This is a genomic window from Streptosporangium sp. NPDC023825 (genome assembly GCF_040639575.1).
In the GTDB taxonomy this organism is placed as follows: Bacteria; Actinomycetota; Actinomycetes; order Streptosporangiales; family Streptosporangiaceae; genus Streptosporangium.
In genome coordinates this window covers 37,800-64,442 of record NZ_JBFAAE010000037.1, presented here as the reverse complement: position 1 = coordinate 64,442, position 26,643 = coordinate 37,800, and the positions used below count along the sequence as shown (strand labels likewise).

Genomic DNA, 26,643 nt, shown 5'->3' with positions numbered 1-26,643 from the left:
GTCCGTGCTCATGGTCGCGCCCGGCTCCTCACCGGCTACGCGGACGACTCGTCCCTCGCCGGCCACTTCGCCCGCTCGTCCCCTCGACCGCTCCGTGCTCATGGTCGCGCCCGGCTCCTCACCGGCTACGCGGACGACTCGTCCCTCGCCGGCCACTTCGCCCGCTCGTCCCCTCGACCGCTCCGTGCTCGTGCTCATGGCCGCGGTCGCGGTCGCGCCGGTGTCGGCGCTCACCTCGCTGACCGTTCCCCGCTCGCCCGCCATCAACGCGCAGAAGTCGTCGAACAGGCCGGCCGAGTCGTGCGGGCCCGCCGCGGCCTCGGGGTGGTACTGGACGCTGAACGCCGGGCGGTCCAGCAGCCGCAGCCCCTCGACGCAGTCGTCGTTGAGGTTGACGTGGCTGACCTCCGCCGGTCCGTACGGCGTGTCGAACGCACCCTCCAGCGGCGCCCGCACGGCGAAGCCGTGGTTGTGCGCGGAGATCTCCACCTTGCCGGTGCCCCGGTGCTGCACCGGCTGGTTGACGCCCCGGTGGCCGTAGCGCAGCTTGTAGGTGCCCAGCCCCAGCGCCCGCCCGAAGAGCTGGTTGCCGAAGCAGATGCCGAAGAACGGGACGCCCGCGTCGAGGACGCCGCGAAGCGCCTCGACCGGGCCGTCGGCGGTGGCGGGGTCACCCGGGCCGTTGGAGAAGAACACCCCGTCGGGGCCGAGCGCGAGGATCTCCTCGGCGGTCACGGAGGCGGGCAGCACGTGCACCTCGCAGCCGCGCTCGGCCATCCGGTGCGGCGTCATCGCCTTGATGCCGAGGTCGACGGCGGCCACGGTGAACCGCCTGGGACCGATCGCGGGCACGACGTACGGCTTGGGGGTGGAGACCGCCCCGGCCAGGTCGGCGCCCTCCATCGCGGGGCTGCCCAGCACCCGCTCCAGCAGCTCCTCGACCGGCGCCAGGGCCTCGCCGGAGAAGACCCCGGCCCGCATCGCCCCCCGCTCCCGCAGGTGGCGGGTGAGGGCGCGGGTGCCGGTGATGGCGATGCCGACGACGCCCTGCTCCTTGAGGTAGTCGTCCAGGGAACGGTTGGAACGCCAGCTGGAGGCCGTCCGGGCGGGCTCGCGGACCACGTATCCGGCCACCCACACCCGCGACGACTCCGGATCCTCGTCGTTGACCCCGGTGTTCCCGATGTGGGGCGCGGTCATCGCGACGATCTGGCGGTGGTACGACGGGTCGGTCAGCGTCTCCTGGTATCCGGTCATCCCGGTGTTGAAGACCATCTCGCCGAAGGTCTCGCCCTCGGCGCCGTAAGGGGTCCCGCGGAAGACGCGGCCGTCTTCCAGCACTAGCACTGCGGTCACTCACACACCCCGATCATCTCGGTTACAGCTCCGCAAAGTATGAAATATCCGGCATAGTGGGTCGCCATTCCCCCGCCGAGCGGGGCACCTCGGCGCCCCGGGGCGGAAGGGAGGCCCCCGCGTCCCGGGGAGGGGCGGAAGGTGCCCGCCACGAAGGTCGCGGCGGTCGCCCGGGCAGGGCGGACGGGAGCCCTCACGTGAGCTTTCCGTCCAGGACGGTCGGCCTGCCGCGCAGGAAGGTCGCCACGACGCGGCCGGGCAGGGTCAGGCCCTCGTAGGGCGTGTTGCGGCTCTTGGAAGCGTAACCCGCCGGGTCGACCGCGGCACGCACCGACGGGTCGTAGAGGGTGATGTTGGCCGGGGCCCCGGCCTCGATCGGCCGCCCGTGCCCCTGGAGCCTGCCGATCCTGGCCGGGGCGAGGGACATGCGCTCGGCGACGCCGGCCCAGTCGAGCAGCCCGGTGTCCACCATCGCCTCCTGGACCACGGCCAGCGCCGTCTCCAGGCCGATCATGCCCATGGCCGCGGCGGCCCACTCGGTCTCCTTGTCCTCGACCGGGTGCGGGGCGTGGTCGGTGGCCACGCAGTCGATCGTGCCGTCGGCCAGGGCCTCGCGCAGCGCCTCGACGTCCGCGCGGGTGCGCAGCGGCGGGTTCACCTTGTAGATCGGGTTGTAGGAGCCGACCGGGGAGTCCTCGACCAGGTCGTCGGTGAGGAGCAGGTGGTGCGGGGTCACCTCGGCGGTGACGTCCCAGCCCTTGGACTTGGCCCAGCGGATGATCTCCACGGAACCGGCCGTGGAGACGTGGCAGATGTGCAGGCGCGAGCCGACGTGGGCGGCGAGCAGGCAGTCGCGGGCGATGATCGCCTCCTCGGCGACCGCCGGCCATCCGGTCAGGCCCAGCCTGCCGGAGACCGCGCCCTCGTTCATCTGCGCGCCCGCGGTCAGGCGCGGCTCCTGGGCGTGCTGGGCGACGACGCCGTCGAACGCCTTGACGTACTCCAGGGCGCGGCGCATGAGCACCGCGTCGGAGACGCACTTGCCGTCGTCGGAGAAGACCCGGACCCGCGCGGCGGAGTCGGCCATCGCGCCGAGCTCGGCCAGTCGCTCGCCGCCCAGGCCGACGGTGACGGCGCCGACGGGCTGCACGTCGCAGTGACCCGCCTCCTGGCCCAGGCGCCAGACCTGCTCGACGACGCCCGCGGTGTCGGCGACCGGCTCGGTGTTGGCCATGGCGTGCACGGCGGTGTAGCCGCCGAGGGCGGCGGCGCGGGTGCCGGTGTCGACGGTCTCGGCGTCCTCGCGGCCCGGCTCGCGCAGGTGGGTGTGCAGGTCGACCAGGCCCGGCAGGGCGATCAGCCCCTCGGCCTCGACGACCTCGCCGCCGGTCAGCCCCTGGCCGATCTCCACCAGGAGGCCGTCGCGGATCAGGATGTCGGCCGGCTCGCCGCCGAGGATCCTGGCGCCCCTGATGACGACGCTGTTGACGATGCCGTCACGCGTGGCCCCGATGCGGTCGTTCATCAGATCTCTCCCCCGAGGTCGGCGCCGCCGAGCAGCAGATAAAGGACGGCCATGCGTGCGGTCACACCGTTGGCGACCTGCTCGACGATCGTCGAGCGCGGTGAGTCGGCCACCTCGGCCGCGATCTCCATGCCCCGGTTCATCGGGCCGGGGTGCATCACGATGGCGTGGTCGGGCATCTTGGCGACGCGGTCGCGGTCGAGCCCGTAGCGGCGGCTGTACTCCCGCTCGGTGGGGAAGAACGCCGCGTTCATGCGCTCGCGCTGCACGCGCAGCATCATCACCACGTCGGACTTGGGCAGCACCGCGTCGAGGTCGTACGAGACCTCGCACGGCCAGGAGTCGACCTGGACCGGGAACAGGGTCGGCGGGGCGACCAGGGTCACCTCGGCGCCGAGCGTGGCCAGCAGCAGCACGTTGGAGCGGGCCACCCGGCTGTGCAGCACGTCGCCGACGATGGTGATCTTCCTGCCGTCCAGCGGGCCCAGGCGGCGGCGCATGGTGAAGGCGTCGAGCAGGGCCTGGGTGGGGTGCTCGTGGGTGCCGTCGCCGGCGTTGACGACGCTGCCGCGCACCCAGCCGGCCAGCCGGTGCGGCGCGCCCGAGGCGCCGTGGCGGATCACGACGGCGTCGGCGCCCATCGCCTCCAGGGTGAGCGCGGTGTCCTTGAGCGACTCGCCCTTGGAGACGCTGGAGCCCTTGGCGGAGAAGTTGATGACGTCGGCCGAAAGGCGCTTGGCGGCGGCCTCGAAGGAGATCCTGGTCCGGGTGGAGTCCTCGAAGAAGAGGTTCACCACCGTGCGGCCCCGCAGGGTGGGCAGCTTCTTGATGGAACGTTCCGAGATCTTCGCCAGCTCGTCGGCGGTGTCCAGGATGAGCAGGGCGTCGTCGCGGGTCAGGTCGGCCGCGGAGATCAGGTGCCGCTTCACCGGTCTTCCTCCTTCAGCAGCAGGACCGCGTCGCGGCCGTCGTTCTCCTCCAGGTAGACCTTGACGCTCTCGGACTTCGACGTCGGCAGGTTCTTGCCCACGTAGTCGGGGCGGATGGGCAGCTCGCGGTGCCCCCGGTCGACCAGGGTGGCGAGCTGCACGGCCTGCGGGCGGCCCAGGTCGTTGAGCGCGTCGAGGGCGGCGCGGACGGTGCGGCCCGAGTAGAGGACGTCGTCGACGAGGACGACCACCCTGCCGTCGATGCCGTCGGCGGGCAGCTCGGTGCGGCCCAGCGCGCGGGCGGGACGCAGCCGGAGGTCGTCGCGGTACATCGTGACGTCGAGGGAGCCGACGGGCACCGTGCGGTCCTCGAACTGCTTGATGTGGGCGGCCAGGCGGCGGGCCAGGTGGACGCCGCGGGTGGGGATGCCCAGGAGAAGGACGTTCTCGCCGCCCTTGGTGCGCTCGAGGATCTCGTGGGAGATGCGGATGAGGGCCCGGTTGATGTCGGGCCCCTCGAGCACGGCGCGGGCATTGCCCTGCGCATGCGGGAGCGAACGCGAAATGGCCTCGGCCAAGGAGAAACACCACCTTTCCCGCCTCACGGGACGGGTCTTAAAGGAAGTCAACGCCTTCACGGTACCAGCCGGGTGAAGACTCGCCCGAACAGGGGGTCCGCTCCGCGAACACCGAAGATCCGGCCCAGCAATCTTCTCAAAAGAGAATAAATATCCCGATCTTCGCTGACTTCCCCTTGGTTCTTCCGGGTATGCGCTTTACATCCGCACCGAGGCGGAGCACGACGATCACACCCCGGGCACAGCCGGCCCGGCGGCCTCCGAGGGCCTCCGAGGGCCTCGTCACCGGCCGAGCCCGTCACCAGCCGCGAAGGAAGAGAAATGGCCTTTCACGTCGACTCCGAGGTCGGCCGGCTCCACCAGGTCCTGCTGCACCGGCCGGAACTCGCCCTGAAACGGCTCACGCCGTCGAACAAGGACGACTTCCTCTTCGACGACGTGCTGTGGGTGCAGCGCGCCGTGGAGGAGCACGAGGAGTGGCAGAAGCTCCTGGTCGACCAGGGCGTCACCGTCTACATGCTCTCCGACCTGCTCCGCGAGACGGTCGAGATCCCCGAGGCGCGCAAGCACATCCTGGACGGCGTCGCCGACGAGCGCTACTTCGGCCCGATGGCCGTCGACGCCATCCGCAACGCGCTGGACTCGATGGACTCCATCGTGCTCCAGCGCTATCTCACCGGCGGCATCACCAAGCGCGAGATGGTGGAGATGGGCACCGACCCCAAGAGCCTCGCCTTCCACACGCTCGAGCCGGACGACTTCGTCCTGCCCCCGCTGCCCAACCACCTGTTCACCCGCGACACCTCCTGCTGGATCTACGACGGCGTCTCGATCAACGCGATGAGGAAGAAGGCTCGCCGCCGCGAGACCGTCAACATGGAGGCGATCTACCGCTACCACCCGGCCTTCGCGCCCGGCTACGACCGGCCGGACGAGGGCGGCTACAACGTCTGGCTGCCGGGCATCCCCATGGCGCCCGCCACCATCGAGGGCGGCGACGTGCTCGTCATCGGCCGCGGCGCGGTGCTGGTGGGGATCAGCGAGCGCACGCAGCCCCAGGCCGTCGAGATGCTCGCGCGCAGCCTGTTCAAGCGAGGGGCGGCGACGAAAATCGTCGCGCTGGACATGCCGAAGGCGCGGGCCTTCATGCACCTGGACACGGTCATGACCAACGTGGACGTCGGCGTCTTCACCAAGTTCGCGGGGCTGGGCATGCTGCCCTCCTACACCGTCGAGCCCGGCGACAACGAGAAGGAACTCAAGATCACCGACCATCCTCCCGAGGACATGCACCGGGCCATCGCGCGGGCGATCGGGCTGGACGACATCAAGGTCCTCAGCGCGACGCAGGACGTGTACGCCTCCGAGCGGGAGCAGTGGGACGACGGCTGCAACGTGCTGGCCCTGCGTCCCGGCGTGGTGGTGGCCTACGAGCGCAACACCACCACCAACAACCACCTGCGCGAGAACGGGATCGAGGTCATCACGATCCGGGGCAGCGAGCTCGGCCGCGGCCGGGGCGGCCCGCGTTGTATGAGCTGCCCGCTCGAACGCGACGGCATCTGACCCCTGGCTCCGTCCGCCGGACCGCCGTCCGGAAGGCCCGGCCCGTCCAGACGGCTCGGCCCGTCCAGACGGCTCGGCCCGTCCGGACGGCTCGGCTCCCGGAAGCCGGGTCCGGCGGGACGTGTGCGGCGGGATGTGTGCGGCGGGATGTGTGCGGAAAAGCTCCCCATGACCTCCCGGAAAGCCGGCGTCCTCCTGGAGGAACGGGTCTGGTCCTCCCTCCCGGCAGGGCGGGCCGTCACCACACGGACCGCGGTGGAGGGGAGGAACGGATGGCCTCACCGGCTCGCCGGCTTCTCCGCACCAAGCCCGCCGAGGAGATCGTCGCCGAGGGCGGCCACGGCGAGGGCGGCGAGCTGCGCAGGAGCATGACCCTGTGGCAGCTGACCCTGTTCAGCGTCGGCGCCACCCTCGGCACCGGCATCTTCGTGATCCTCGGCCAGGCAGTGCCCGAGGCGGGCCCCGCGGTACCCGTCGCCTTCCTGCTGGCCGCGGTCACCGCCCTGTTCTCCGCGCTGTCGTACGCGGAGCTGGCCGGCACGATCCCCGTCTCCGGGTCGTCGTACTCGTACGCGTACGCCACCCTGGGCGAGCTGGTGGCGTGGGTGTGCGGCTGGTGCCTGATGCTGGAGTACGCCGTCTCGGTGGCGGCCGTGGCGGTCGGCTGGGGCGAGTACCTCAACGCCTTCCTCCGGGACCTGTTCGGCTGGACGTTCCCGGCGGCCGTCGTCCACTCCCCCGGCGACCGGGGCGGCGTGGTCAACCTGACCGCGATCCTGATCGTCCTGCTCGCCACCTGGCTGCTGCTGCGCGGCGCCTCGGAGAGCGCGGGCGCCAACGCGGTCTTCGTGCTCGTCAAGATCGCGGTGCTGGCGTTCTTCTGCGTCGTGGCGTTCACCGCGTTCGACGTGGGCAACCTGGCGCCGTTCGCCCCGATGGGGATCGCCGGCATCACCGCCGCCGCCTCACAGGTCTTCTTCTCCTACATCGGCTTCGACGCGGCCTCCACCGCCGGGGAGGAGGCCAGGAACCCCAGGCGTGACCTCCCTCTGGCGATCATGCTGTCCCTCGGCGTCGTCACGCTCGTCTACGTCCTGGTGGCGCTGGCCGCCGTCGGCGCCATGCCGTGGCAGGACTTCGACCCGGAGAGCACGGAGGCTGGCCTGACCCTGATCGCGAAGCGGGCCGTGGGCGCCACCTGGCCCGGTGTCGTCATCTCCTTCGGCGCGGCCGTCGCCATCGCCAGCGTGGTCCTGACCGTGCTGTACGGCCAGACCCGCATCCTGTTCGCCATGGCGCGCGACGGCCTGATTCCGAAGATCTTCGAGAGGGTGAGCCCGCGCCGCCGGGTACCGGTCGCCAACACCCTCATCGTGGCCGCCTTCGTCTCCGTGCTCGCCGGGTTCGTCCCGCTGGGCCGGCTCGCCGAGGCCACCAGCATCGGCACCCTGTTCGCCTTCGCGATCGTCAACACCGGTGTGCTCGTCCTGCGTCGCACCCGCCCCGACCTGCCCCGCGGCTTCAGGACACCGTTCTTCCCGATCACGCCGATCCTCGGCGTGATCCTCTGCCTCGTCGTGATGGCCGGCCTGGACGGCGTCACCTGGCTGGCCTTCGGGATCTGGATGGCGGCCGGCCTGCTCGCCTACTTCCTCTACGGCTACCGTCACTCGCGTCTCGGCCGGGGCGTCCGGTGACCGGGACCGTCGCACCGGGTATCGCCCGCCGCCGCGTCTTTCAAGATCATACGCCCGTCGCCACGCCCGGGGACGACGTCGTCCCGAATCCCGGAGAAGAGCCGGGAATCATGCGAAAGTCCCGAAAAAATCGGAGGTTTCGTGATGTGAGGTAGGACAAGTGCGGCGTTTGAGGCGGACCCCACCGGACCGGATTCGACATCTTTTTTCCAATCAGCTTGACCTTAGGCGCCCACAGCTTTACCGTCACTGTCCGTAACCACACCTCGTGGCGTTATCGGGTGAACCCTGACGCATCGGTCACCGAAGGTGCCTACCCCGGGCACCAACCCGGTGAACGGGGCATAAGTTGCGAGGTAGCACAATCATGTTGAGAGCACTACATAACAGAGCCGGGGGGCCACACCATGCCGTCTGAGTACGCCAAGTCGCTGGGTGCACGACTCCGCGCCATCCGCACCCAGCAGGGCCTGTCCCTGCACGGAGTGGAAGAGAAGTCCCGCGGGCGCTGGAAGGCGGTCGTCGTCGGCTCCTACGAGCGTGGCGACCGTGCCGTCACCGTGCAGAAGCTTGCCGAACTGGCTGATTTCTACGGAGTGCCGGTCTCGGAGTTGCTGCCGGGAGGGGCCGCTCCGAGCCCCCTGGGCCCGACACCGAAGCTTGTGATCGACCTTGAGCGTCTCGCCCAGCTCCCCAAGGAGAAGGCGGGCGCGCTCGCCCGTTACGCGGCCACCATCCAGAGCCAGCGTGGCGACTACAACGGCAAGGTGCTGTCCATCCGCCAGGAGGACCTCCGCTCCCTCGCCGTGATCTACGACAAGTCCCCCAGCGAGCTCACCGAGGAGCTCATCAGCTGGGGTGTCCTGGACCCGGAGGCGCGCCGAGCCGTCGAGTCCTTCTGACGACCCCTGACCGGTCGTGGGTGCGCCGGAACCGGCGTGCCCACCCCGCAGAGATTCCCGCTCTCAGCAGAACGTGCCCTTCGTCCCGCCCCGGGCTGACCGCCACTGTGGTAGGAAAAGGCAAACATGCGTTTAGCGAGATGTGGTGGACATGGCCTCGGGAGATGATCGGCTCGATCACTCTCGATCACGCCGGAAAAACCGTCTCCGCGCCGTCATGACGTCGCTGGGGTCGACCAAGACGCGTGCGTTCCTGCGGCTGCTGACCTCGATAGGCACCACCAAGACCCAGGACACCCTGAAACTCCTGCCGTTCGTCGTCATGGCCGTGGTGGCCCTGATCGACTTCGGCTCGGGCCCCACGTCCGGCCTCCTGCCGCTGCTGGCCCTCGGCCCGGCCTTCGCCAGCGTGGCCTGCGGCCTGGCCCGCACCACGGTGGTCGGCGTCGTCGCCCTGGTGCTGTGCCTCGCGCTCGGCGCCTACAACGACATCCTCTGGATGCCCCGCACCGACATCACCCTCATCGCCATCCTCGGCGTCACCATGGCCAGCGTGCTGGCCAGCGCCGGGCGGCTGCGCCACGAACACCAGCTCGCCGACGTGCGCTCGGTGGCCGAGGCCGCCCAGCGGGTGCTGCTGCGCCCGGTGCCCCGCCGCGCGGGACCGGGCATCGGCGTGGCCGTCTCGTACACCTCCGCCACGGCGGAGGCCAGGATCGGCGGCGACCTGTACGAGGTCGTCACCACCCCGCACGGGGTGCGGATCATCGTGGGGGACGTCCAGGGCAAGGGCCTGGAGGCCGTGGAGACGGCCGCCGTGGTGCTCGGGGCCTTCCGGGAGGCGGCCCACGACGAGAGGACGCTCCAGGGCGTCGTGGCGCGTCTGGAGAACGCCCTGACCCGCGAACTGTCCGGCGAGCAGTTCGTGACCGCCGTGCTGGCCGAGATCAGCGGCGGTTCCACCATCACCGTCATCAACTGCGGCCATCCGGCGCCCATGGTGCTCGACGCCGAGGGCGGGATCTGGTTCGCCGACCCGCCGGACGAGGCGCTCCCGCTGGGCATGAGCGCCCTCAAGGCCAGCGAGCCGCAGCCGCACCACATCCCGTTCGAGCCGGGCGACCAGGTGCTCTTCTACACCGACGGGGTCATCGAGGCGCGCGACGGGGTCGGCGAGTTCTACCCGCTGCTGGAGCGGGCGCACCTGCTGGACGGCGACGACCCTCAGGGCTCGCTGGACGCCCTCCGCGCCGACCTGCTCGACCACGTGGGCAGGCCTCTGAGCGACGACGCCGCCATGCTCCTGCTACGTCACCGCGCCGCCCGCCAGAACTCCACGACGGCGGCGTGAGAACGGACGAAGCGAGGACGGCCCGGGGGCGGCCCAGGACGGGCGGGCGGCACGGCGGGGACAGGCGGCACGACGGAGACGGCACGACGGACGGGCGGCACGACGGACGGGCGGCACGAAAAACGTCCCCGTACGTCCTCGTGCCGTCCGGGGGGACCGGCGGGCACGAGGACGTACGGGGACGGCGCCGGTGAGCCCGGGCGGTGACCCCGGGTGGGAGGCCGCTCCGGCTCCAACCGGCTAGGGAGACCCGGGGCTCTAACCGGCCAGGGGGACCCGGCCGGGGAGCATGGGCTGGCTCGGCACGCCGAGCAGCTTCTCCACGGCGGTGACGAAACGCTCCGCCTCGGAGATGAGCTCCTCGGCGTCCCGCGAGGACACCGTGCGGGTCAGGCCCGCCTCGGCGGCGGCCCGCTTGGCCGCGCTCGTCTCGAAGTAGGGTGCCCACTCGGCGAGGCGGGGCTCGGCCTCGGGCAGCATTTCCCAGGCGCTGCGCAGCCTGCGCCTCCTGCGGCCCTCCATGGGACGGGGACGGGCCGCCAGGACGGCAGCGGCCGCCCTGAGCGCGGCGAGATGGGCCGCGACGTAACGCGCGGCGGAAGTCCGGGCGGCGGCGGCCTCTTCGAGGCAGTCGCGCGCGTCTGAAAGGTGTGCCCGCACCGTGGGGGACAACCGGGGCCCACCGGAATCGCCGAGCCGAGGGGTCATAGTGCTTCAGCCTCCTTGGTCGCGAGCGGCTCCGGCGTTTTCGCCGGCGGTATCACACTCGCAGACCCCACCGACAAATCCACCGGACGGCCGGACGAGGAGCTTCCCCTCTCCCCGCCCGTCCTGACCTGGCCCGATCGTCTCCGCCGACGACGTGGACCGGATCGGCCGCCCTTGGACACGAGCCGCGAGCGCCGTGTCATCACATCGAACATAAATTCGATCACTAATACTGTCAAGTAAAACGGCGAACAAAAGTTCGATCTTCGGATGTGTGAAGACACCTGCGGGCACGGAAGATCGGTGCGTGCGGGCACGCGAAAGGGCCCCGGGAGATCACCGTCTCCCGGGGCCCCGGTTCACGACCGGCGGGGCCACGCCCGCCGGACCGCCCGTTCCGCCGCCCTACCGGACGAACCTGCCCCGGACGTGCACCGGCACTCCCGTACCGAGCAGGCCGGGAAGGACCTCCGCCACGTGCATCGGCAGCCGTACGCAGCCGTGGGAGGCGGGCGCCAGCGGCACCGACAGCGCGCCGTGGAAGGCGATGCCCCCGTTGAAGAAGATCGGGTTGTAGAGCTGGCCCAGGTAGGACTTGTGCCAGCCGTCCCTGCGCCAGGTGGTCTTGTAGTCGCCCGTCGGCGTGCGGGCGTCACCGCAGAACCGCTGGGTCCTGCCCTCCCAGGTGGCCGTCTCGCAGTAGGAGATCCCGCTGCCGGAGGAGGTGTGGCTGACCAGCTTCACCACACCGCCGACGTAGAGGACCATCACCTGCTTGGCGAGGTTGACCTCCACCCGGGTCGGCTTCCCGTTGGGAACGAGCACCTTCGGCGCCACCGGGGCCTCCAGGGCGGCCCAGGTCCTGCGCGCCACGGTGCTGGTCGGCGTGACGCCGTTGACCTTCTGGAAGGCCCAGACCGCCGCCAGGGTCGCCCCGCCGTAGCGGCCGTCGATCCTGCCCGGCGCGTAGCCGAGCTCGGCCAGCCGGGTCTGGAGCACCTTCACCGTGGCGCCCTTCGCGCCGAGCTTGAGCGTCTTGCCCGGCGCGACGAACGGGCTCGCCCCCGTCGCCGTCACGGCTGTCACGGCCGGGACGGCCGAGGTCTGGGCCGCGGCGGCGCCCGCGAAAAGGGTGACGCCCGCGGAAGAGAGGAGCACGGCCCCCGCCGTCATCAGCGCGGCCACTCCCTGCCGCTGTCCAACCCCCACTTTCAATCAACTCCTCATATCACTGTGGATCAGGTCAAGGGACCATAGCGCACGGGTTCCCCGTGCAGGCCGCCGGTTATAAAGCGGCAATCAACGGTCAATCTGTTTAGAGTGGCCGCGTGCCAGAAAAGTTGCATCCGAACATCGAGAAGGTCGCCGCCGTCCTGCGCGAGCACGGCGTCCCCGGCGAGATCGTCGTCTTCGCGGAGGCCACCCCGACCGCCGCCACCGCGGCCGCGCAGCTCGGCTGCGAGGTCGGCGCCATCGCCAACAGCCTGATATTCGACGCCGACGGCGAGCCGCTCCTGGTGCTGACCAGCGGAGCCCACCGGGTCGACACCGACCTGATCGCCAGGACGGCGGGCGCGGCGAAGGTGCGGCGCGCCGACCCCGCCTTCGTGCGGGCGGCCACCGGTCAGGTCATCGGCGGCGTCGCCCCGATCGGCCACCCCGCGCCGGTCAGGACCCTGGTCGACACCTGGCTCGGCAAGCACGAGGTCGTCTGGGCCGCCGCCGGCCATCCGCACACCGTTTTCCCGACCTCCTTCGAGGAGCTCGTCCGCATCACCGGTGGGGTCCCCGTCGAGGTCGAATGACGACCTTCCACGGCGCTTGAGCGCCGCACCCACCAGGCGCGCACCCGCGTCCCGTGCCGACCCGCGCCACGTCCGCACTGCTAGGGTGCGACGCGTGATCGGACTGCGACGGATCGGACCCGACGAGTTCAGGCTCCGACTGGACGCGGTCCTCCACGTCTACACCGAGGCGATGGACCCGCCCGCCGACCAGATCGCCGGCCGCAGGCTCATCATGGGAAACCACGCCACCCATCCCGCCTTCACCTGCCTGTTCGCCGAGCTGGCCGACGGCACACCGGTGGGCATCGCCTACGGCTTCCACGGGGTTCCCGGCCAGTGGTGGCACGACGTGGTCAGGCGGGCCCTCGTGGAGAAACACGGCGAGGGCGGCGCCCGCGGCTGGCTGGGCGACGCGCTGGAGCTCGCCGAGATCCACGTCCACCCCGACTACCAGGGAAAGGGCATCGGCCGGGCGATGATCGCGGGCATGTGCGCGGGCCGCCTGGAGCGCACCGCCGTGCTGTCGACCCGCGACCAGCCCACCGCGGCCCGGCACCTCTACCGGAGCGTCGGCTTCGTGGACCTGCTCACGCAGTTCGTCTTCCCCGGCGGGCACGAGCGCTACGCGATCCTCGGGACCACCCTGCCGCTGGGCGGCTGAGCCACCGGCCGGAGCTCCGGATCCCCGACGGGACGCCGCCCTCCCGGGACGTCCCGCACCGGCGTGCCTCGTCCGGGGAACCGGCCGCCCGGCCAGGCGCGCCGGGCGGCTCCGCGGCGGGCCCCGCTGACCGGGCCCGGCCGGACAGGGACCGCCCACCGGCCGCCGCGCCCCCGGCGGGAGCGGGGATGCGACGGCGTCAGACCGGCAGCGGGGCGGCCTTCGACGTGTGGTCGAGGGCCTGGAAGACCTCGCGGGTCGCGCTGGAGCGGTTGAAGGTGATGAAGTGGATGCCGGGCGCCCCCTCGTCGAGCAGGGTCTGGCAGAGCTCGGCCGCGTGCTCGATGCCGAGGCTGCGCACGGCGGCCGGATCGTCGGCGACGGCCGCGAACCTCTCGGCCACCTCCGGCGGGAACGGCGCGCCGGAGAGCTGCTCGGACCTGGCGATGGTGCTCATCTGCGTGACGGGCATGATCCCGGGGATGATCGGCGTGTCACAGCCGCTGGCCGCCACCCGGTCGCGCAGCCGCAGGTAGTCCTCGGCGCGGAAGAACATCTGGGTGATCGCGTAGTCGGCGCCCGCCCGGCACTTGCGCACGAAGTACTCGGTGTCGGACTCGATCGAACTCGACCTGGGGTGCTTGTACGGGAAGGCGGCCACGCCCACGCAGAAGTCGCCGGACTGGCGGATGAGCCGGACGAGCTCCTCGGCGTACTGGACGCCCTCGGGGTGGCGCACCCACTCGCCCGTCACGTCGCCGGGCGGGTCGCCCCGCACGGCGAGGATGTTGCGCACGCCCGCCCCCGCGAAGCGGCCGATCAGGTGGCGCAGCTCGCGGACGGAGTGGTTGACGGCGGTGAAGTGGGCCACCGGGGTGAGCGTGGTCTCGTGGGCGAGCCGCTCGACGATGTCGACGGTGCGGTCGCGGGTGCTGCCGCCCGCGCCGTAGGTGACGGACACGAAGGTGGGGTGCAGCGACTCCAGCTCGCGGACTGCGCGCCAGAGCTGCCGCTCTCCCTCGTCGGTCTTCGGTGGGGAGAACTCGAAGGAGAACGAGCGGGCACCGGCGGCGAGGAGCTCGCGGACGGTGGCGACACGATCGGGGAGGACAGATGCGCGACCCAGAGCCATGGGGCAAGGATACTTGCCCGGCCGCCCGGGCGCCCGATCAGATCATCTCCGCCACCCGCAGAACGGCCTTGTGTCAATTATCGCGCAAATCAACCACCCCTCTAGATCGAAATGTCCTCTTGGACCGTTAATCTCATTACCTGACCTCCTCCCGCCGTCGAAGGCGGGGGATTCCGATTTTCATAGATTGGGTTTCCTGCCTCATCGCCAGTCGCAAGGAACCCGGAGGTGTCGTGCCTTACATCGGCTCCACAGGCGTTCCACCTCTCCGCCGGACCGGCGGAGAGGATCTTGTCGATCATGCGTACGGTGGTCGGTGCGTCATCACCGCTGGTCACGCTGCCGATACGCACGGCAACGTACCGCGTTTCCCCCCCAGAGCTGAAGCCCAGGGTCTCCACACTGGAGGTATTTGATGATCACTTCTGCAGCCGCGCTGGATACGATCCGGTCCGAGGTGGACCGCTCCCTTCGGCGATTCGTCGAACGGCAGCGCCCGCAGGTCAGCGCTCCGGAGCTGGCCCCGCTCATCTCGGCGGCCGAGGACTTCCTCGCGGGCGGCAAACGGCTGCGACCCGCCTTCTGCTACTGGGGCTGGCGTGGCGCGGGCGGAGGTGACGATCCCGCGCTCTTCGCCGCCGCGGCCTCGCTGGAGCTGCTCCAGGCCAGCGCCCTGGTGCACGACGACGTGATGGACGCCAGCGACCTGCGCCGGGGCATGCCCTCGGCGCACCGCAGGTTCGAGGAGCTGCACAGGAAGGCGGGCTGGCACGGCTCGGCCGAGCAGTTCGGCGAGGGGGCGGCCATCCTGCTGGGCAACCTGATGCTCATCTGGTCCGGTGAGATGTGGCGCAACAGCGGCCTGCCGGCCGCCTCGCTGGCGGCGGCGCAGAAGGTCCACGACGACATGCGCACCGAGCTGATGTGCGGGCAGTACTTCGATCTGCTGGAGCAGGCGCACGGCGAGGGCACCTTCGACAGCGCGCTGCGGGTCGCCCTCTTCAAGAGCGGCAAGTACTCCGTGGAGCAGCCGCTCCGGCTCGGCCTGGTACTGGCCGCCCGGGGCAGGGAGCCGTGGATCGACCGGCTCTGCGAGGAGTACGGGCAGTCCGTGGGCATCGCCTTCCAGCTGCGCGACGACATCCTCGGCGTGTTCGGCGACCCCGGCGAGACCGGCAAGCCGGCCGGTGACGATCTCCGCGAGGGCAAGCGGACCATGCTCATCGCCCGCACGCTGGCCGCGGCCTCGGAGTCGCAGGCCCAGGTGGTGCGCACCACGCTGGGCGACCCCGGCCTGGACGAGGCGGGGGTCGACCGGCTGCGCCGGATCATCGAGGAGACGGGGGCCCTCGTGGCGTGCGAGGACCTGATCAAGGGGTATCTGGAGAACGCCCTCGGCTCGCTGGAGGGCGCCCCGATCCTTCCCGAGGCCCGCGCGGCCCTGGCCGACCTCGCGGTGGCCGCCACCTCCCGGCGGACCTGACCGCGCGCCGGACGCGCACCCGGCCGGCCTGCGGCGGGTTCCGGGCAGGCCGGTCCGCGAAGACGCTCGCGGGCAGGCCGGCCCGCCCGGCGGGGGACGTGATCCTCGCCGGGCGGAGAGATCTCAGGCGGGGGCGGCCAGCCTCCGCTTGAACTCCTCGGCCGCCGCCTTGGGGTCGTCGGCCTCGGTGATCGCCCGCACGACCACGACCCGGCGCACGCCGTACGACATCACCTCGTCGAGGTTGGCGAGGTCGATGCCGCCGATGCCGAACCAGGGCCGGCCGGTCTCCAGGGCCGCGGCGTGGCTGAGCAGGCCGGGGCCCGGGGCGAACCTGCCGGGCTTGGTGGGCGTCGGCCAGATCGGGCCGCAGCAGAAGTAGTCGACACCGGGCTCGACGGCCGCGGCGGACGCCTCCTCGGGGGCGTGAGTGGAACGCCCGATGAGGATGTCGTCGCCGAGCATGTCGCGCGCGACCCGCACCGGCAGATCGTCCTGGCCGAGGTGGAGCACGTCGGGACGGATCGCGTAGGCGATGTCGGCCCTGTCGTTCACGGCCAGGAGGGTGCCGTGCCGGTCGCAGGCCTCGCGGAAGACGGCGAGGAGGTCGAGCTCCTCGCGCGCCTCAAGGCCCTTCTCGCGCAGCTGCACGATGTCGACCCCGCCCGCGAGGGCGGCGTCGAGGAAGTCCGCGAGGTCTCCCCGGTCCCGGCGTCCGTCCGTACAGAGATACAGGCGGGCGTCAGAAACCGAGGGCCTGGGCACGTCTCTTCACCTCGGTGTGGCGGCCCGCCAGGATCGCGTCGACCGGCGATCCCGGAAGCGTGTCGTCTGGGGTGAAGAGCCAGCGAAGGGACTCGACGTCGTCGTATCCGGCGTCCAGGAGCACCGTGAGGGTGCCGGGGAGGCCCTTGACGACGTCTCCGTCGGCGAGGAACGCGGCGGGGACCTGTGGCTCGCCACCGCCCCTGCGCACTCCGATGAGCTTGCGGTCCTTGAGAAGTTGCTTGGCGCGACCGGCGCTCAGGTTGAGCCTTCTGGCCACCTCGGTCAGGGTGAGCCACTCGCCCACCAGCTGGTCGGTTTCCCGGTCGATCTGCGCAACAGAAAGCGTCACGAATCCACCACTACCACATCGAGCCCTTCGCCAAACACCTGGCGGCGAGGTTACGCCACCGTACAATCGCGCAACGCTACCGCAGGGTCGGCGAGGCGATCGACGTCGAGGCGCTGCCCGCCCTCGATGAGGCGGCGTCCCTGGACGAGGTCGCGGGGGCGGTTGACGGAGAGCACCGCGGTGAGCCGGTCGTCCTCGGTCACCCAGCAGATCGCCCACCTGGGTTTTCCCTCGGCCGCCGGGTCGCCGCGCAGGATGAGGCGGGCGCCGTCGTGGTGGCCCGCGTACTGGACCATGTGGCCGAACTGCTCGGACCAGAAGTAGGGGACCGGGTCGTAGACCGCGGCGTCGCCGACGAGGGTGGCCGCCGCGACGTCCGGGGCGCCCAGGGCGGTGTCCCAGTGCTCGACGCGGAGGCGGACGCCGTAGCGGCGCGACCACCAGGCCGCGCAGTCGCCCACCGCGACCACGCCGGGCAGCGAGGTGCGCAGGTGCTCGTCGGTGACCACGCCGTTGTCGAGCCTGATGCCGGACCCGGCCAGCCACTCGGTCGCGGGCCGCACGCCCACGCCGGTGACGACCACGTCGGCCTCGACCGCCGAGCCGTCGGCCAGGGTGAGCCCTCCGTGGTCGACGGAGGCGACCATCGTGCCCAGGCGCAGGTCGACGCCCACCTCGGCGTACCAGGGGGCGGTGTACGCGCCGGCCTGGCCGAGCGCGGCGGCCAGCGGGGTGCCGGCGGCCTCGACGACGGTCACGGCGCAGCCGGCCCTGCGGGCGGCGGTGGCCACCTCGGCGCCGATCCAGCCCGCGCCGATGACCGCGACCTTGGTGCCCTCGCCGAGCAGCGAACGCAGCCGGAGCGCGTCGTCGATGGTGCGCACCACGTGCTGGGGGCCGTCCCCGCGCAGCCTGATCGGGCGGGCGCCGGTGGCGACGACCAGGCCGTCGTAGGCCAGCTCGCCCTCGGTGGTCTCGACCACGCCGGGGTGGAGCCCCTTGGCGGACACGCCCGCGCGGAAGTCGACCTCGAGCGCGTCGAGGTCGGAGTCGACGACCGTGGAGTCGGTCTCGCCGAGCAGCACCCCCTTGGACAGGGGCGGGCGGTCGTAGGGCCGGTGCCGTTCCTCTCCGATCAGGGTGATCTCGCCGCCGAACCCACGGGCCCGTAACGCCTCGACGCTGCGCACACCGGCGAGGCCGGCCCCAACCACCACGACATGATTCACACTTCCCGACCATAAGCGGGAACCCCGTACTCCTACCAACGGTCGTTGATAACGAAAACGGGATTTACCTCACATCTGACGCGCTAAGCGTGTTGCCCGAACCCTTAGGGTGGGGGTGAAGACGCGCGGGAGCCCGGAACGCACCGGGCTGAGAGGAGGGCTGCGGGCGAAGAAGGACCCTGTGAGTCGGTGATGTGCGAGGAGACGCGCCCTGGGGCGCGATCGGGCACGGCACGGGCGAGCGAGGTCCGGACAGCGGCCGCGAGCGAGCCCTCGACCGCCACGAACCTGATCCGGGTCATGCCGGCGAAGGGAGCGGAGCACGTATGGCGGACCATTTCGATCTTCTCGTCGCCGGCGGGGGCGTGATCGGCCTGTCGGTGGCGTGGCGCGCCGCCCGCCGGGGCCTGAGGGTGGCGGTGGCCGACCCCGCACCGGCCTCCGGCGCCTCGCACGCGGCGGCGGGCATGCTGGCCCCGGTCAGCGAGGTCACCTACACCGAGGAGCCGCTGCTGCGGCTGGGCCTGGCCTCCCTGGAGCGCTGGCCCGCCTTCGCCGCCGAGCTGGCGAACGCGAGCGGGCACGATCTCGACTACCGCACCGACGGCACGCTCGACGTCGCCTTCGGCTCCGACGACCTGGCCGCGCTGGACGACCTCGCCGCCTTCACCGCCAGGCGGGGACTGCCCGCCGAGCGGCTCACCGGCCGCGAGTGCCGCCGCCTGGAGCCCATGCTGGCCCCCGCCGTCCGGGGCGGTCTGCTGGCGGGCGGCGACGCCTGGGTGGACCCCAGGAGGGTCACCACGGCGCTCCTGGCGGCCCTGGAACGTGCGGGCGGCACCCTGGTACGCGCCCGGGTGGCCGAGCTGCTCACGTCCTCGGGAACGGTCACCGGGGTACGCCTGGATGGTGGCGAGGCCGTGGGCGCCGGCCTGGTCGTCCTCGCCACCGGAGCCTGGTCCGGCTCCCTGGAGGGGGTGCCCCCGGAGGCGCTGCCCCCGGTGCGGCCCGTCAAGGGCCAGATCATGCGGCTGCGCTCCCCCGAGCCGATCCTGCGGCGGTGCGTGCGCGGGGTCGTCCACGGCTCGCACGTCTACCTGGTGCCGCGCGGCGACGGCGAGACGGTCCTCGGCGCCACCCAGGAGGAGATGGGCTTCGACACCCGCGTCACCGCCGGGGGGCTGTGGGAGCTGCTGCGCGACGCGCGGGAGCTCGTCCCCGGGGTGACCGAGCTGGAGGTGGCCGAGGTGGCCGCGGGACTGCGCCCCGGCACCCCGGACAACCTGCCGCTGATCGGCCCCACGATCGTGCCCGGTCTCCACCTGGCCACCGGCCACCACCGGGGCGGGGTCCTGCTCGCGCCGCTCACCGCCGACCTCTGCGTGGGCGGAGCGGGGGAGGGGGACGGGACAGGTGAGCCGGACCCGGGACTCTCCGGGGTCTGCTCCCCCCTCCGCTTCCAGGAGCCCGGCTCCAGGGAAGGCCGTTCCCGGGAGCGCACCCCGCAGGAGCACACCTCCCGGGAGCACGAATCCCGGGAGCGCACCCCACAGGAGCGCACCCCACGGGAGCACGAATCCCGGGAACACCCGCGGCGGGAACACCGCCTCCGGGAGCACACACAGCAGGAGCACCGATGAACGTGACCATCAACGGCGCCGCGCACGAGCTGCCCCCGGGGGCGACCGTCGCGCAGGCCGTACAGCGGCTGACCGGCGTGCGGAGCGGGGTGGCCGTCGCGGTGAACGACGAGGTCGTCTCGCGCGGCGCCTGGGAGTCCACGGCGCTCGCGGAGGCCGACCGCGTCGAGGTGCTCACCGCGGTCCAAGGAGGGTGACGGGCGATGACGAACACGGCGGACATGATCGACACAGTCGACACGGCCGACACGGCTGACATGACGGGTGCGGCGGACGAGCTGATCATCGGCGGCGAGAAGTTCTCCTCCCGTCTCATCATGGGCACCGGGGGCGCCCCGTCCCTGGAGATCCTCGACCGGGCGCTCGCCGCCTCGGGGACCGAGCTGACCACGGTCGCGATGCGGCGGCTCGACCCGGCCGCGCGCGGCTCGGTGCTCGACGTGCTGCGCCGGCGCGACATCAAGGTGCTGCCGAACACCGCGGGCTGCTTCACCGCCGGCGAGGCCGTGCTGACCGCCAGGCTGGCCAGGGAGGCGCTGGAGACGAACTGGGTCAAGCTGGAGGTCATCGCCGACGAGCGCACCCTGCTGCCCGACCCCATCGAGACCTTCGACGCGGCGGAGCGGCTGGTCGCCGACGGGTTCACGGTGCTGCCCTACATCGGCGACGACCCCGTGCTGGCGCGCAGGCTGGAGCAGGCGGGCTGCGCGGCGGTGATGCCGCTGGGCGCGCCGATCGGCTCGGGGCTGGGCATCCGCAACCCGCACAACATCGAGCTGATCGTCGAGTTCGCGAGCGTGCCGGTGATCCTGGACGCCGGGATCGGCACGGCCAGCGACGCGGCGCTCGCCATGGAGCTGGGCTGCGACGCGGTCCTGCTGGCCACGGCGGTCACCCGGGCACAGCGTCCGGACCTGATGGCCCGGGCGATGCGCTCGGCCGTCTCCGCGGGCCGGGCGGCCCGTATGGCCGGGCGGATACCCCGGCGTCGCTACGCGGAAGCCTCCTCTCCCTCGATCGACAGCACGCCGGTGGTTCATCGATAGAAAACCACCACGTCTCGGCATCGGTTTGGGATTCGGGGATCCTGTCGGCGCCAAATCGCCCGTAAACTCGGCCACGTGGACACGACGCTTACGGACCCCCTGGTCGGGAAACTCCTCGACGGGCGTTACCGCGTTGAGTCCCGGATCGCCCGGGGCGGAATGGCGACCGTCTATCTGGCCCTGGACGTCCGGCTCGACCGCACGGTCGCCGTCAAGGTGATGCACCGCTCGCTCGCCGAGGACCCCGCCTTCGTGCGGCGCTTCATCGGCGAGGCCAAGTCGGTGGCCAGCCTGTCGCACCCCAACGTGGTGCACGTGTTCGACCAGGGCACGGACGGCGACAACGTCTACCTCTCGATGGAGTACGTACCGGGGCGGACCCTGCGCGACGTGCTCCGCGCCCGGGGCAGGCTGCCCGCCCGCGAGGCGCTGGAAGTCATGATCCCCGTCCTCGCCGCGCTGGGCGCCGCCCACCAGTCCGGTCTGATCCACCGGGACGTCAAGCCGGAGAACGTGCTGCTCGCCGACGACGGCCGGGTCAAGGTCGTCGACTTCGGCCTGGCCCGCGCGATCGAGGCGAGCAACCAGACGCGCACGGGTGTCATGATCGGCACCATCGGCTACATGTCGCCCGAGCAGGTGACCTCCGGGGGCGCCGACGCCCGCAGTGACGTCTACGCGGCCGGCATCATGCTGTTCGAGCTCCTGACCGGCCGCCAGCCGTACGAGGGCGAGACCCCGATGTCGGTGGCCTACCGGCACGTGCACGACACGGTGCCCGTGCCCTCGGCGCTGCTGCCGGGCTCTTCCCCGCTGCTCGACACCCTGGTGGCCAGGGCGACGGCCCGCGACCCCGCGAACCGTCCGGCGGACGCCACCGCGCTGCTGGTCGCCGCCGTCGAGGCGCACCGGATGCTGCCCAGGGAGAGCGGACCGGTGCCGTCGGTCCCCGTCGGCCCGCCGCACGGCCAGGAGATGGTGGCGCCCGCGCCTCCCGCCCCGGCCAACCACACGCTGATCCAGCCCCGCGCCGACCTGCTCACCGGCCCGGCCGGCGACCGTCACGAGGCCGCCCCCAGGCCGCGCAGGGGGTCGGGGGCCCGCTGGTTCCTGATCGGGCTGGCCGTGGTCATGGTGATCGCGGTGGGGGTGACCGGCTGGCTGTTCTCGCAGAACACCTCCATCGTGGTGCCCGCCACCCTGGTGGGCAAGAACATCATGGCCGCCACCGGCGAGGCCAAGCGGAGCGGCTTCACGGTCGAGACGGGCAAGGCCGAGCACGACGAGAAGGTCCCCAAGGGAATCGTGCTGCGCACCGATCCCACGGCGGGCACCGAGGCCGAGCCGAAGAGCAAGCTGATCCTCATCGCCTCGGCAGGCCCCAAGCGGGTGGCGGTGCCCAACGTGGTGGGGATGACCGAACCGCAGGCCAGGAGCAAGCTGGCGGAGTCCTCCCTCCTCGTCGACGACGTCAGGAAGCAGGCCAGCGAGACCGTGCCGCGCGGCCAGGTGATGCGGACCGTCCCCGCGGTGGGAAACCCGGTCAAGGAGAACAGCAAGCTCGACCTGATCGTGAGCGCGGGCCTGGTCATGCCGGACATCAGGGGCATGCCCCGCGACCAGGCCGACGCGGTGCTGCGCGGGGGCGGGTTCGTTCCCGAGTTCGTCGAGCAGACCGACTCCGCCCAGCCGTGCACCGTCATCGCCCAGGACCCGCTGCCGAAGGCCGAGGTCGACAGGGGCGCCGTGGTCCGGCTGACCCTGTCGCAGTGCAACGGCGACTGGCACTGGCCCTGGGAGCGCGAGGGCGAGCCGCCGCCCGGCGACCAGAAGATCGTGGTGATCCCGAACATCGTGTTCAAGGACTACAGGGCGGCGAGGGACGAGCTGCGCGCCGCGGGAGTCACGGTGAAGCTGAGGCGCACCCTGGGCAAGGGCAGGGTGCTGGCCCAGGTCCCGTCGGGCGGCCAGGCTGTCCCGCCCGGCACCGAGGTCACCATCTGGTACTGATCCCACTCCTCCGGACCGTGCCGGGGCGGATCAGCCCTCGGTGAGGAAACCGTGCAGCCGGATCCGCGCCAGGCCCCCGTCGGGGTGGATGTCCACCCTGGCGTACGTGGCCGCGGGCGCGTCCCGGATGCGGAAGCGGTGCCGGGTGTCGGGCAGCAGGCGGGTCCTGGGCAGCAGCGGGAACCAGGTGGTGCCGTCCGCGCTGCCCGTGACGGAGACCTCGGCGGGGGCGTTGAACACCAGGTTGGTGGTGTCGATCTCGGCGAGGCCGACGACGCCGGAGCCCGCCAGGCGGATCACCAGCCAGTCGTTGCCGTCGTCGCGGCGGCGGGCGGTCTCCCAGCCCTCGGCCTGGTGGCGGGCGAGGCCGGGTGAGATGGCGTTGTTGGGCGAGGAGTAGAACTCGTTGGAGCACGCGGTGACGAGCGCGCCGTTCTCCAGGGCGGCCAGGTCCAGGCCGAGCCCCTCGTACAGGGACAGGTCGGGTCTGACCTCGCCGTGCACCCGCAGGCGGGCGATGCCCCCGTCGGGGAACATGTTCAGCCGTACGTGCGTGTGGCGGTGCTCGCCGGACACCGCGAAGAGGTGCTCGGCGTCCCCCTTCAGCTCGCTTTTGGGAACGATCTCCACCCAGTCGGCGGTCTCCAGCTCGGCGACCGTGGGGTAGCCCTCGACCTCGGCGGCCTCGACGGAGGCGTACGGCGGGTAGTTGCCCTTGAACCAGGCGGTGTCGATCACGACGCCCCTGATCACCCCGGGCATGCCGAGCCTGACCAGGGCCCAGTCGTGGCCGGGCTCGCGGCGGCGGCGGGTCTCCCAGCCGTCGTAGACCTGGCCCTTGGCCCCGAAGGTGTGCGGCATGAAGCCGGGGCGGCCCGGCCTGATGAGGCTCTCCCTCTCGGCGAAGGACTCGTCGTTGGCCGCGATGACCGAGCCGCCGAGGGTGCGCAGGGCGAGGTCGGGCAGTGCGGTGAATCCAGTCGTGAACTCGGTCAAGGAAGAGAACCTTTCTCGCGGGGAGCCGGCCCGGCCACCGGGGCGTTCCACGGCCCTTCGGGTCCAAGGGCCCTACAGGAGGGCGCCCCGGGGTTCCCTACCCACGGCCCGGCCGCGCAGCCACGTCGTGCGCACCTCTCCCACCAGCGTCCTGCCGTGGTAGGGCGTGACCGGGTTCCTGTGGTGCAGGGCGGAGACGTCCACGGTGTGGACGGCGTCGGGGTCGAAGGCGACCAGGTCGGCGTCCGCGCCCACCGCGATCGCGCCCTTGCCGCGCAGTCCGGCCAGCTCGGCCGGGTTGCCCGCCATCCAGCGCACGACGTCGCCCAGGTCGTGCCCGCGCCGCGCCGCCTCGGTCCAGACGGCGGTCAGGCCGAGCTGGAGGGAGGAGATCCCGCCCCAGGCGGCGGCGAAGTCGGGCACCTTCAGGTCGGGGGTGGACGGCGAGTGGTCGGAGACGACGCAGCCGAGCACCCCGTCGGCGAGACCGCGCCAGAGCTCGTCGCGGTTGGCCGAGGAGCGGATCGGCGGGCAGCACTTGAACTGGGTGGCGCCCTCGGGCACCTCCTCGGCCGTCAGCGTGAGGTAGTGCGGGCAGGTCTCCGCGGTGAGCCTCACCCCCTCCCGCCGGGCCTTCGCCAGCGGTTCCAGGCACAATGCGGACGACACGTGCAGGATGTGCGCCCGCACCCCGGTCTCCCCCGCCAGCGCGGCGACCTGTTCGACGGCGCGGCGCTCGGCCTCTCCCGGCCGGGAGCCGAGGAACTCCGGGTATCCCGGCCCCCCGGGGTCGGCGAGCAGCGCGGGGTCCTCGGCGTGGACGACCAGCAGGCCGTCGAAGGAGGCGATCTCCACCATGGCGGCCCGCAGCCCGTCCGCGTCCAGCGGCGGGAACTCGTCCACGCCCGACGGGGACAGGAAGCACTTGAACCCGCGCACACCCGCCTCGTGCAGCGCCCGCAGGTCCCCGGCGTTTCCGGGGACCGCCCCGCCCCAGAAGGCGACGTCCACCGCGCACTGCCCGTCCGCGGCCCGCCTCTTCACGGCCAGGGCGTCCGCGTTCACGGTCGGCGGCAGCGAGTTGAGCGGCATGTCCACGATGGTGGTCACCCCGCCCGCCGCGGCCGCCCGGGTGGCGGAGGCGAAACCCTCCCAGTGGGTACGGCCGGGCTCGTTGACGTGCACGTGGGTGTCGACCAGGCCGGGCAGCAGCGCGACGTCGCCGAGGTCGACCCGCTCGACGGCGTCCGGCTCGGCGTCGTGGGCGTGCACCCCGACGATCCTCCCGCCCCGTACGGCGACCACCGCCGGTCCCTCTCCCCCGGGCAGCACGACCCTGCGGGACCGGATGACCAGATCCGGTACGTCCTCGGCCCCTGCGCTCATCGGATACCTCCAGCGTGGAGACCCCGGGCCTCAGCCCTGGGGAGGATGTCGGCCGCTCTGCGTTCCTCGCCTGTCAAAGGTGCCTTTCCGCGACCCTGCGGGCGAGCCGCTCCAGCAGCGGGCCCGCCTGGGACATGCACACGGCCGGGTCGGGCTCGATGTCGGTGAGCGCGTAGGCGGCCGTGATGCCCGCCGCGTTCAGCTCCTCGTCGCCGAGACCGCGGCGCCCGCAGACCGCGACGACCGGGACCCCCGCCTTGGCCGCGGCGCTCGCGACCCCGGCGGGTGCCTTGCCGCGCAGCGTCTGCTCGTCGAGCGAGCCCTCGCCGGTGATGACGAGGCGCGCGCCCTCGAGCCGGTCGCGGAAGCCGAGCAGCTCGAGGAGGTAGTCGATGCCCGGGCGGAAGTCGGCGGCCAGGAAGGCCAGCGCGGCGAAGCCCACTCCCCCCGCGGCGCCCGCGCCCGGCTGCCCGGCCACGCCCATCGAGCGGACGACGCCGTCGTGCTCGATGGCACCGACCAGGCCGTGGGTGTGCGCGGCGACGGCGGCGAGCCGGGCGAGGGCCCGGTCGAGCAGCTTCACGTCGTCGGGGCTCGCGCCCTTCTGCGGTCCGTACACGGCGGCGGCGCCGTGCGGGCCCAGCAGCGGGTTGTCCACGTCGCCCGCGACCACGAACTCGATCCCATCAATGGGGATAAGTCCGGATGTGTCAATTCTTTCCAGGTCGCGGAGGGCCGCTCCCCCGGAGGGGAGTTCCCGCCCCTCGGCGTCCAGGAAGCGGACGCCGAGCGCCCGCATCATGCCCGTGCCGCCGTCGGTGCAGGCACTGCCGCCGAGGCCGAGCACGACCCGCCGGGCCCCGCGCCGCACGGCGTGGGCGATCAGCTCGCCGGTGCCGTGACTGGTCGCGGTGAGCGGGGCCAGCTCGACGCCCTCGTGCGCGGGGGATCCCGCCGGGGCGGCGGGCCCGGAGGCGACCGGCAGCCGCCGCAGGCCGGACGCCTCGGCCAGCTCGACGACCGCCGTCGCCACGTCCCCTGCCGAAGAGGCGTCCCCCGGCGAGGAGGCGTCGCGCCAGGCGTAGGAGGCGAGGACCGGTGCGCCGACGGGACCGGTGACCTCGGCCTCGACGCGGGTGAACCCGCAGGCCACGACGGCGTCCACCGTGCCGTCACCGCCGTCGGCCACCGGCAGCGCGACCGTGGCGACGCCGGGCCCGAGGCCCGCCGCGACCCGCGCGGCGACCTCGGCGCCGGTCAGCGAACCCTTGAACTTGTCCGGGGCGATCACGACGTGTCCCGACGGCTCAGACAACCCTGCTCCCTGGTGACGGATGGGGGGCACGCGCCCCCGGCCGGTACGAGCGGACGGGAGGCGGATGCCGGACCCCGGTGAGACGGAGCACCATCTTGACATCCGCCCCCGGACGACCCGGACGCCCGGCCCCTCCCCGCAGACACCCCGGACGCCCGGCCCCTCCTCCCCGGATGTCCCGGGCGTCCCGGACGTCCCGGACGTCCTGGACACCCGGGCTCCTGGTCCT

23 protein-coding genes and 1 pseudogene are annotated in these 26,643 nt (G+C 72.1%); 11 read left to right on the top strand and 13 right to left on the bottom strand.

Going from position 1 to position 26,643, the window contains the following annotated elements; all coding sequences use genetic code 11:
* Positions 1-261 precede the first annotated feature (261 nt).
* The 4 genes and pseudogenes from carA to pyrR all read right to left on the bottom strand — a co-directional run.
* A pseudogene (gene carA, locus AB0G15_RS27770) lies at positions 262-1,356 on the bottom strand (glutamine-hydrolyzing carbamoyl-phosphate synthase small subunit); the annotation flags it as partial.
* Positions 1,357-1,549: 193 nt separating this feature from the next.
* Positions 1,550-2,881, bottom strand: coding sequence for a dihydroorotase (locus AB0G15_RS27765; protein ID WP_362845383.1), 1,332 nt, complete (start codon positions 2,879-2,881; stop codon positions 1,550-1,552).
* Positions 2,881-3,810: an aspartate carbamoyltransferase catalytic subunit gene (locus tag AB0G15_RS27760; protein ID WP_344749604.1), complete on the bottom strand. Its 930-nt coding sequence runs from the start codon at positions 3,808-3,810 to the stop codon at positions 2,881-2,883. Before AB0G15_RS27760 ends, AB0G15_RS27765 begins: the two co-directional genes overlap by 1 nt.
* Positions 3,807-4,388 carry a bifunctional pyr operon transcriptional regulator/uracil phosphoribosyltransferase PyrR gene (pyrR, locus tag AB0G15_RS27755; protein WP_362676502.1) on the bottom strand — a complete coding sequence of 194 codons (582 nt, stop codon included), beginning with the start codon at positions 4,386-4,388 and terminating at the stop codon, positions 3,807-3,809. Before pyrR ends, AB0G15_RS27760 begins: the two co-directional genes overlap by 4 nt.
* 321 nt (positions 4,389-4,709) lie before the next feature.
* Here pyrR and AB0G15_RS27750 point away from each other — a divergent pair, with 321 nt between their 5' ends.
* The 4 genes from AB0G15_RS27750 (at position 4,710) to AB0G15_RS27735 (ending at position 9,904) form a co-directional block, all read left to right on the top strand.
* Entirely contained in the window at positions 4,710-5,954 is a 1,245-nt protein-coding gene (locus AB0G15_RS27750; protein ID WP_362676504.1) for an arginine deiminase, read from the top strand.
* Between the two features lie 272 nt (positions 5,955-6,226).
* A complete protein-coding gene (locus AB0G15_RS27745) occupies positions 6,227-7,651 on the top strand; it encodes an amino acid permease (protein ID WP_362845381.1) in 1,425 nt (474 codons plus the stop codon).
* A 407-nt stretch (positions 7,652-8,058) separates the two neighbouring features.
* Entirely contained in the window at positions 8,059-8,553 is a 495-nt protein-coding gene (locus AB0G15_RS27740) for a transcriptional regulator (protein WP_329424589.1), read from the top strand.
* Positions 8,554-8,770: 217 nt separating this feature from the next.
* On the top strand, positions 8,771-9,904 hold the full coding sequence (locus AB0G15_RS27735; RefSeq protein WP_362845379.1) for a PP2C family protein-serine/threonine phosphatase: 1,134 nt from the start codon (positions 8,771-8,773) through the stop codon (positions 9,902-9,904).
* 258 nt (positions 9,905-10,162) lie between these two features.
* Here the strand turns inward: AB0G15_RS27735 and AB0G15_RS27730 are convergent, their stop codons facing one another.
* Positions 10,163-10,612 (bottom strand): SAV_6107 family HEPN domain-containing protein, encoded by a 450-nt coding sequence (locus AB0G15_RS27730; protein ID WP_362676510.1) that lies wholly within the window; start codon positions 10,610-10,612, stop codon positions 10,163-10,165.
* 405 nt (positions 10,613-11,017) lie between these two features.
* Positions 11,018-11,821, bottom strand: a complete 804-nt coding sequence (locus AB0G15_RS27725) for a L,D-transpeptidase family protein (RefSeq protein ID WP_362845377.1) — start codon at positions 11,819-11,821, stop codon at positions 11,018-11,020.
* A gap of 119 nt (positions 11,822-11,940) precedes the next feature.
* Here AB0G15_RS27725 and AB0G15_RS27720 point away from each other — a divergent pair, with 119 nt between their 5' ends.
* Together AB0G15_RS27720 and AB0G15_RS27715 are read left to right on the top strand one after the other, a co-directional pair.
* Entirely contained in the window at positions 11,941-12,417 is a 477-nt protein-coding gene (locus AB0G15_RS27720; protein ID WP_362676514.1) for a YbaK/EbsC family protein, read from the top strand.
* 94 nt (positions 12,418-12,511) lie between these two features.
* The gene (locus AB0G15_RS27715) at positions 12,512-13,060 is read left to right on the top strand and encodes a GNAT family N-acetyltransferase (protein ID WP_362845375.1); all 549 of its coding nucleotides are present in this window, start codon (positions 12,512-12,514) and stop codon (positions 13,058-13,060) included.
* A 199-nt stretch (positions 13,061-13,259) separates the two neighbouring features.
* Here AB0G15_RS27715 and metF read toward each other — a convergent pair whose 3' ends face one another.
* Entirely contained in the window at positions 13,260-14,192 is a 933-nt protein-coding gene (gene metF / locus AB0G15_RS27710; RefSeq protein WP_362845373.1) for a methylenetetrahydrofolate reductase [NAD(P)H], read from the bottom strand.
* Between the two features lie 415 nt (positions 14,193-14,607).
* Here metF and AB0G15_RS27705 point away from each other — a divergent pair, with 415 nt between their 5' ends.
* Entirely contained in the window at positions 14,608-15,675 is a 1,068-nt protein-coding gene (locus tag AB0G15_RS27705) for a polyprenyl synthetase family protein (protein ID WP_362845371.1), read from the top strand.
* 123 nt (positions 15,676-15,798) lie between these two features.
* On the opposite strand, the gene thiE is transcribed toward AB0G15_RS27705, so the two are convergent.
* From thiE to AB0G15_RS27690, 3 genes are read right to left on the bottom strand one after another with little or no spacing between them, the layout of a single operon-like run.
* Positions 15,799-16,440, bottom strand: coding sequence for a thiamine phosphate synthase (thiE, locus tag AB0G15_RS27700; RefSeq protein WP_362845369.1), 642 nt, complete (start codon positions 16,438-16,440; stop codon positions 15,799-15,801).
* Positions 16,418-16,792 carry an Rv2175c family DNA-binding protein gene (locus tag AB0G15_RS27695; protein WP_362676524.1) on the bottom strand — a complete coding sequence of 125 codons (375 nt, stop codon included), beginning with the start codon at positions 16,790-16,792 and terminating at the stop codon, positions 16,418-16,420. Before AB0G15_RS27695 ends, thiE begins: the two co-directional genes overlap by 23 nt.
* 50 nt (positions 16,793-16,842) lie before the next feature.
* Entirely contained in the window at positions 16,843-18,006 is a 1,164-nt protein-coding gene (locus tag AB0G15_RS27690; protein WP_362845367.1) for an FAD-dependent oxidoreductase, read from the bottom strand.
* 341 nt (positions 18,007-18,347) lie between these two features.
* Between AB0G15_RS27690 and thiO the strand changes: the two genes are divergently transcribed.
* From thiO to pknB, 4 genes are all read left to right on the top strand, one after another.
* On the top strand, positions 18,348-19,661 hold the full coding sequence (thiO, locus tag AB0G15_RS27685) for a glycine oxidase ThiO (protein WP_362845365.1): 1,314 nt from the start codon (positions 18,348-18,350) through the stop codon (positions 19,659-19,661).
* The gene (gene thiS / locus AB0G15_RS27680; protein ID WP_344745009.1) at positions 19,658-19,858 is read left to right on the top strand and encodes a sulfur carrier protein ThiS; all 201 of its coding nucleotides are present in this window, start codon (positions 19,658-19,660) and stop codon (positions 19,856-19,858) included. Before thiO ends, thiS begins: the two co-directional genes overlap by 4 nt.
* Positions 19,859-19,918: 60 nt before the next feature.
* Positions 19,919-20,707, top strand: coding sequence for a thiazole synthase (locus AB0G15_RS27675; protein ID WP_362845424.1), 789 nt, complete (start codon positions 19,919-19,921; stop codon positions 20,705-20,707).
* 75 nt (positions 20,708-20,782) lie between these two features.
* Entirely contained in the window at positions 20,783-22,717 is a 1,935-nt protein-coding gene (gene pknB, locus AB0G15_RS27670) for a Stk1 family PASTA domain-containing Ser/Thr kinase (RefSeq protein WP_362845363.1), read from the top strand.
* A 30-nt stretch (positions 22,718-22,747) separates the two neighbouring features.
* Here pknB and alc read toward each other — a convergent pair whose 3' ends face one another.
* The 3 genes from alc to AB0G15_RS27655 all read right to left on the bottom strand — a co-directional run bounded on the left by alc (position 22,748) and on the right by AB0G15_RS27655 (position 26,414).
* Complete coding sequence (alc, locus tag AB0G15_RS27665) at positions 22,748-23,713, bottom strand: allantoicase (RefSeq protein WP_362845361.1); 966 nt, start codon at positions 23,711-23,713, stop codon at positions 22,748-22,750.
* Positions 23,714-23,785: 72 nt separating this feature from the next.
* The gene (gene allB, locus AB0G15_RS27660; protein ID WP_362845359.1) at positions 23,786-25,099 is read right to left on the bottom strand and encodes an allantoinase AllB; all 1,314 of its coding nucleotides are present in this window, start codon (positions 25,097-25,099) and stop codon (positions 23,786-23,788) included.
* 73 nt (positions 25,100-25,172) lie between these two features.
* On the bottom strand, positions 25,173-26,414 hold the full coding sequence (locus AB0G15_RS27655; protein WP_362845357.1) for a glycerate kinase: 1,242 nt from the start codon (positions 26,412-26,414) through the stop codon (positions 25,173-25,175).
* Between the last annotated feature and the right edge of the window lie 229 nt (positions 26,415-26,643).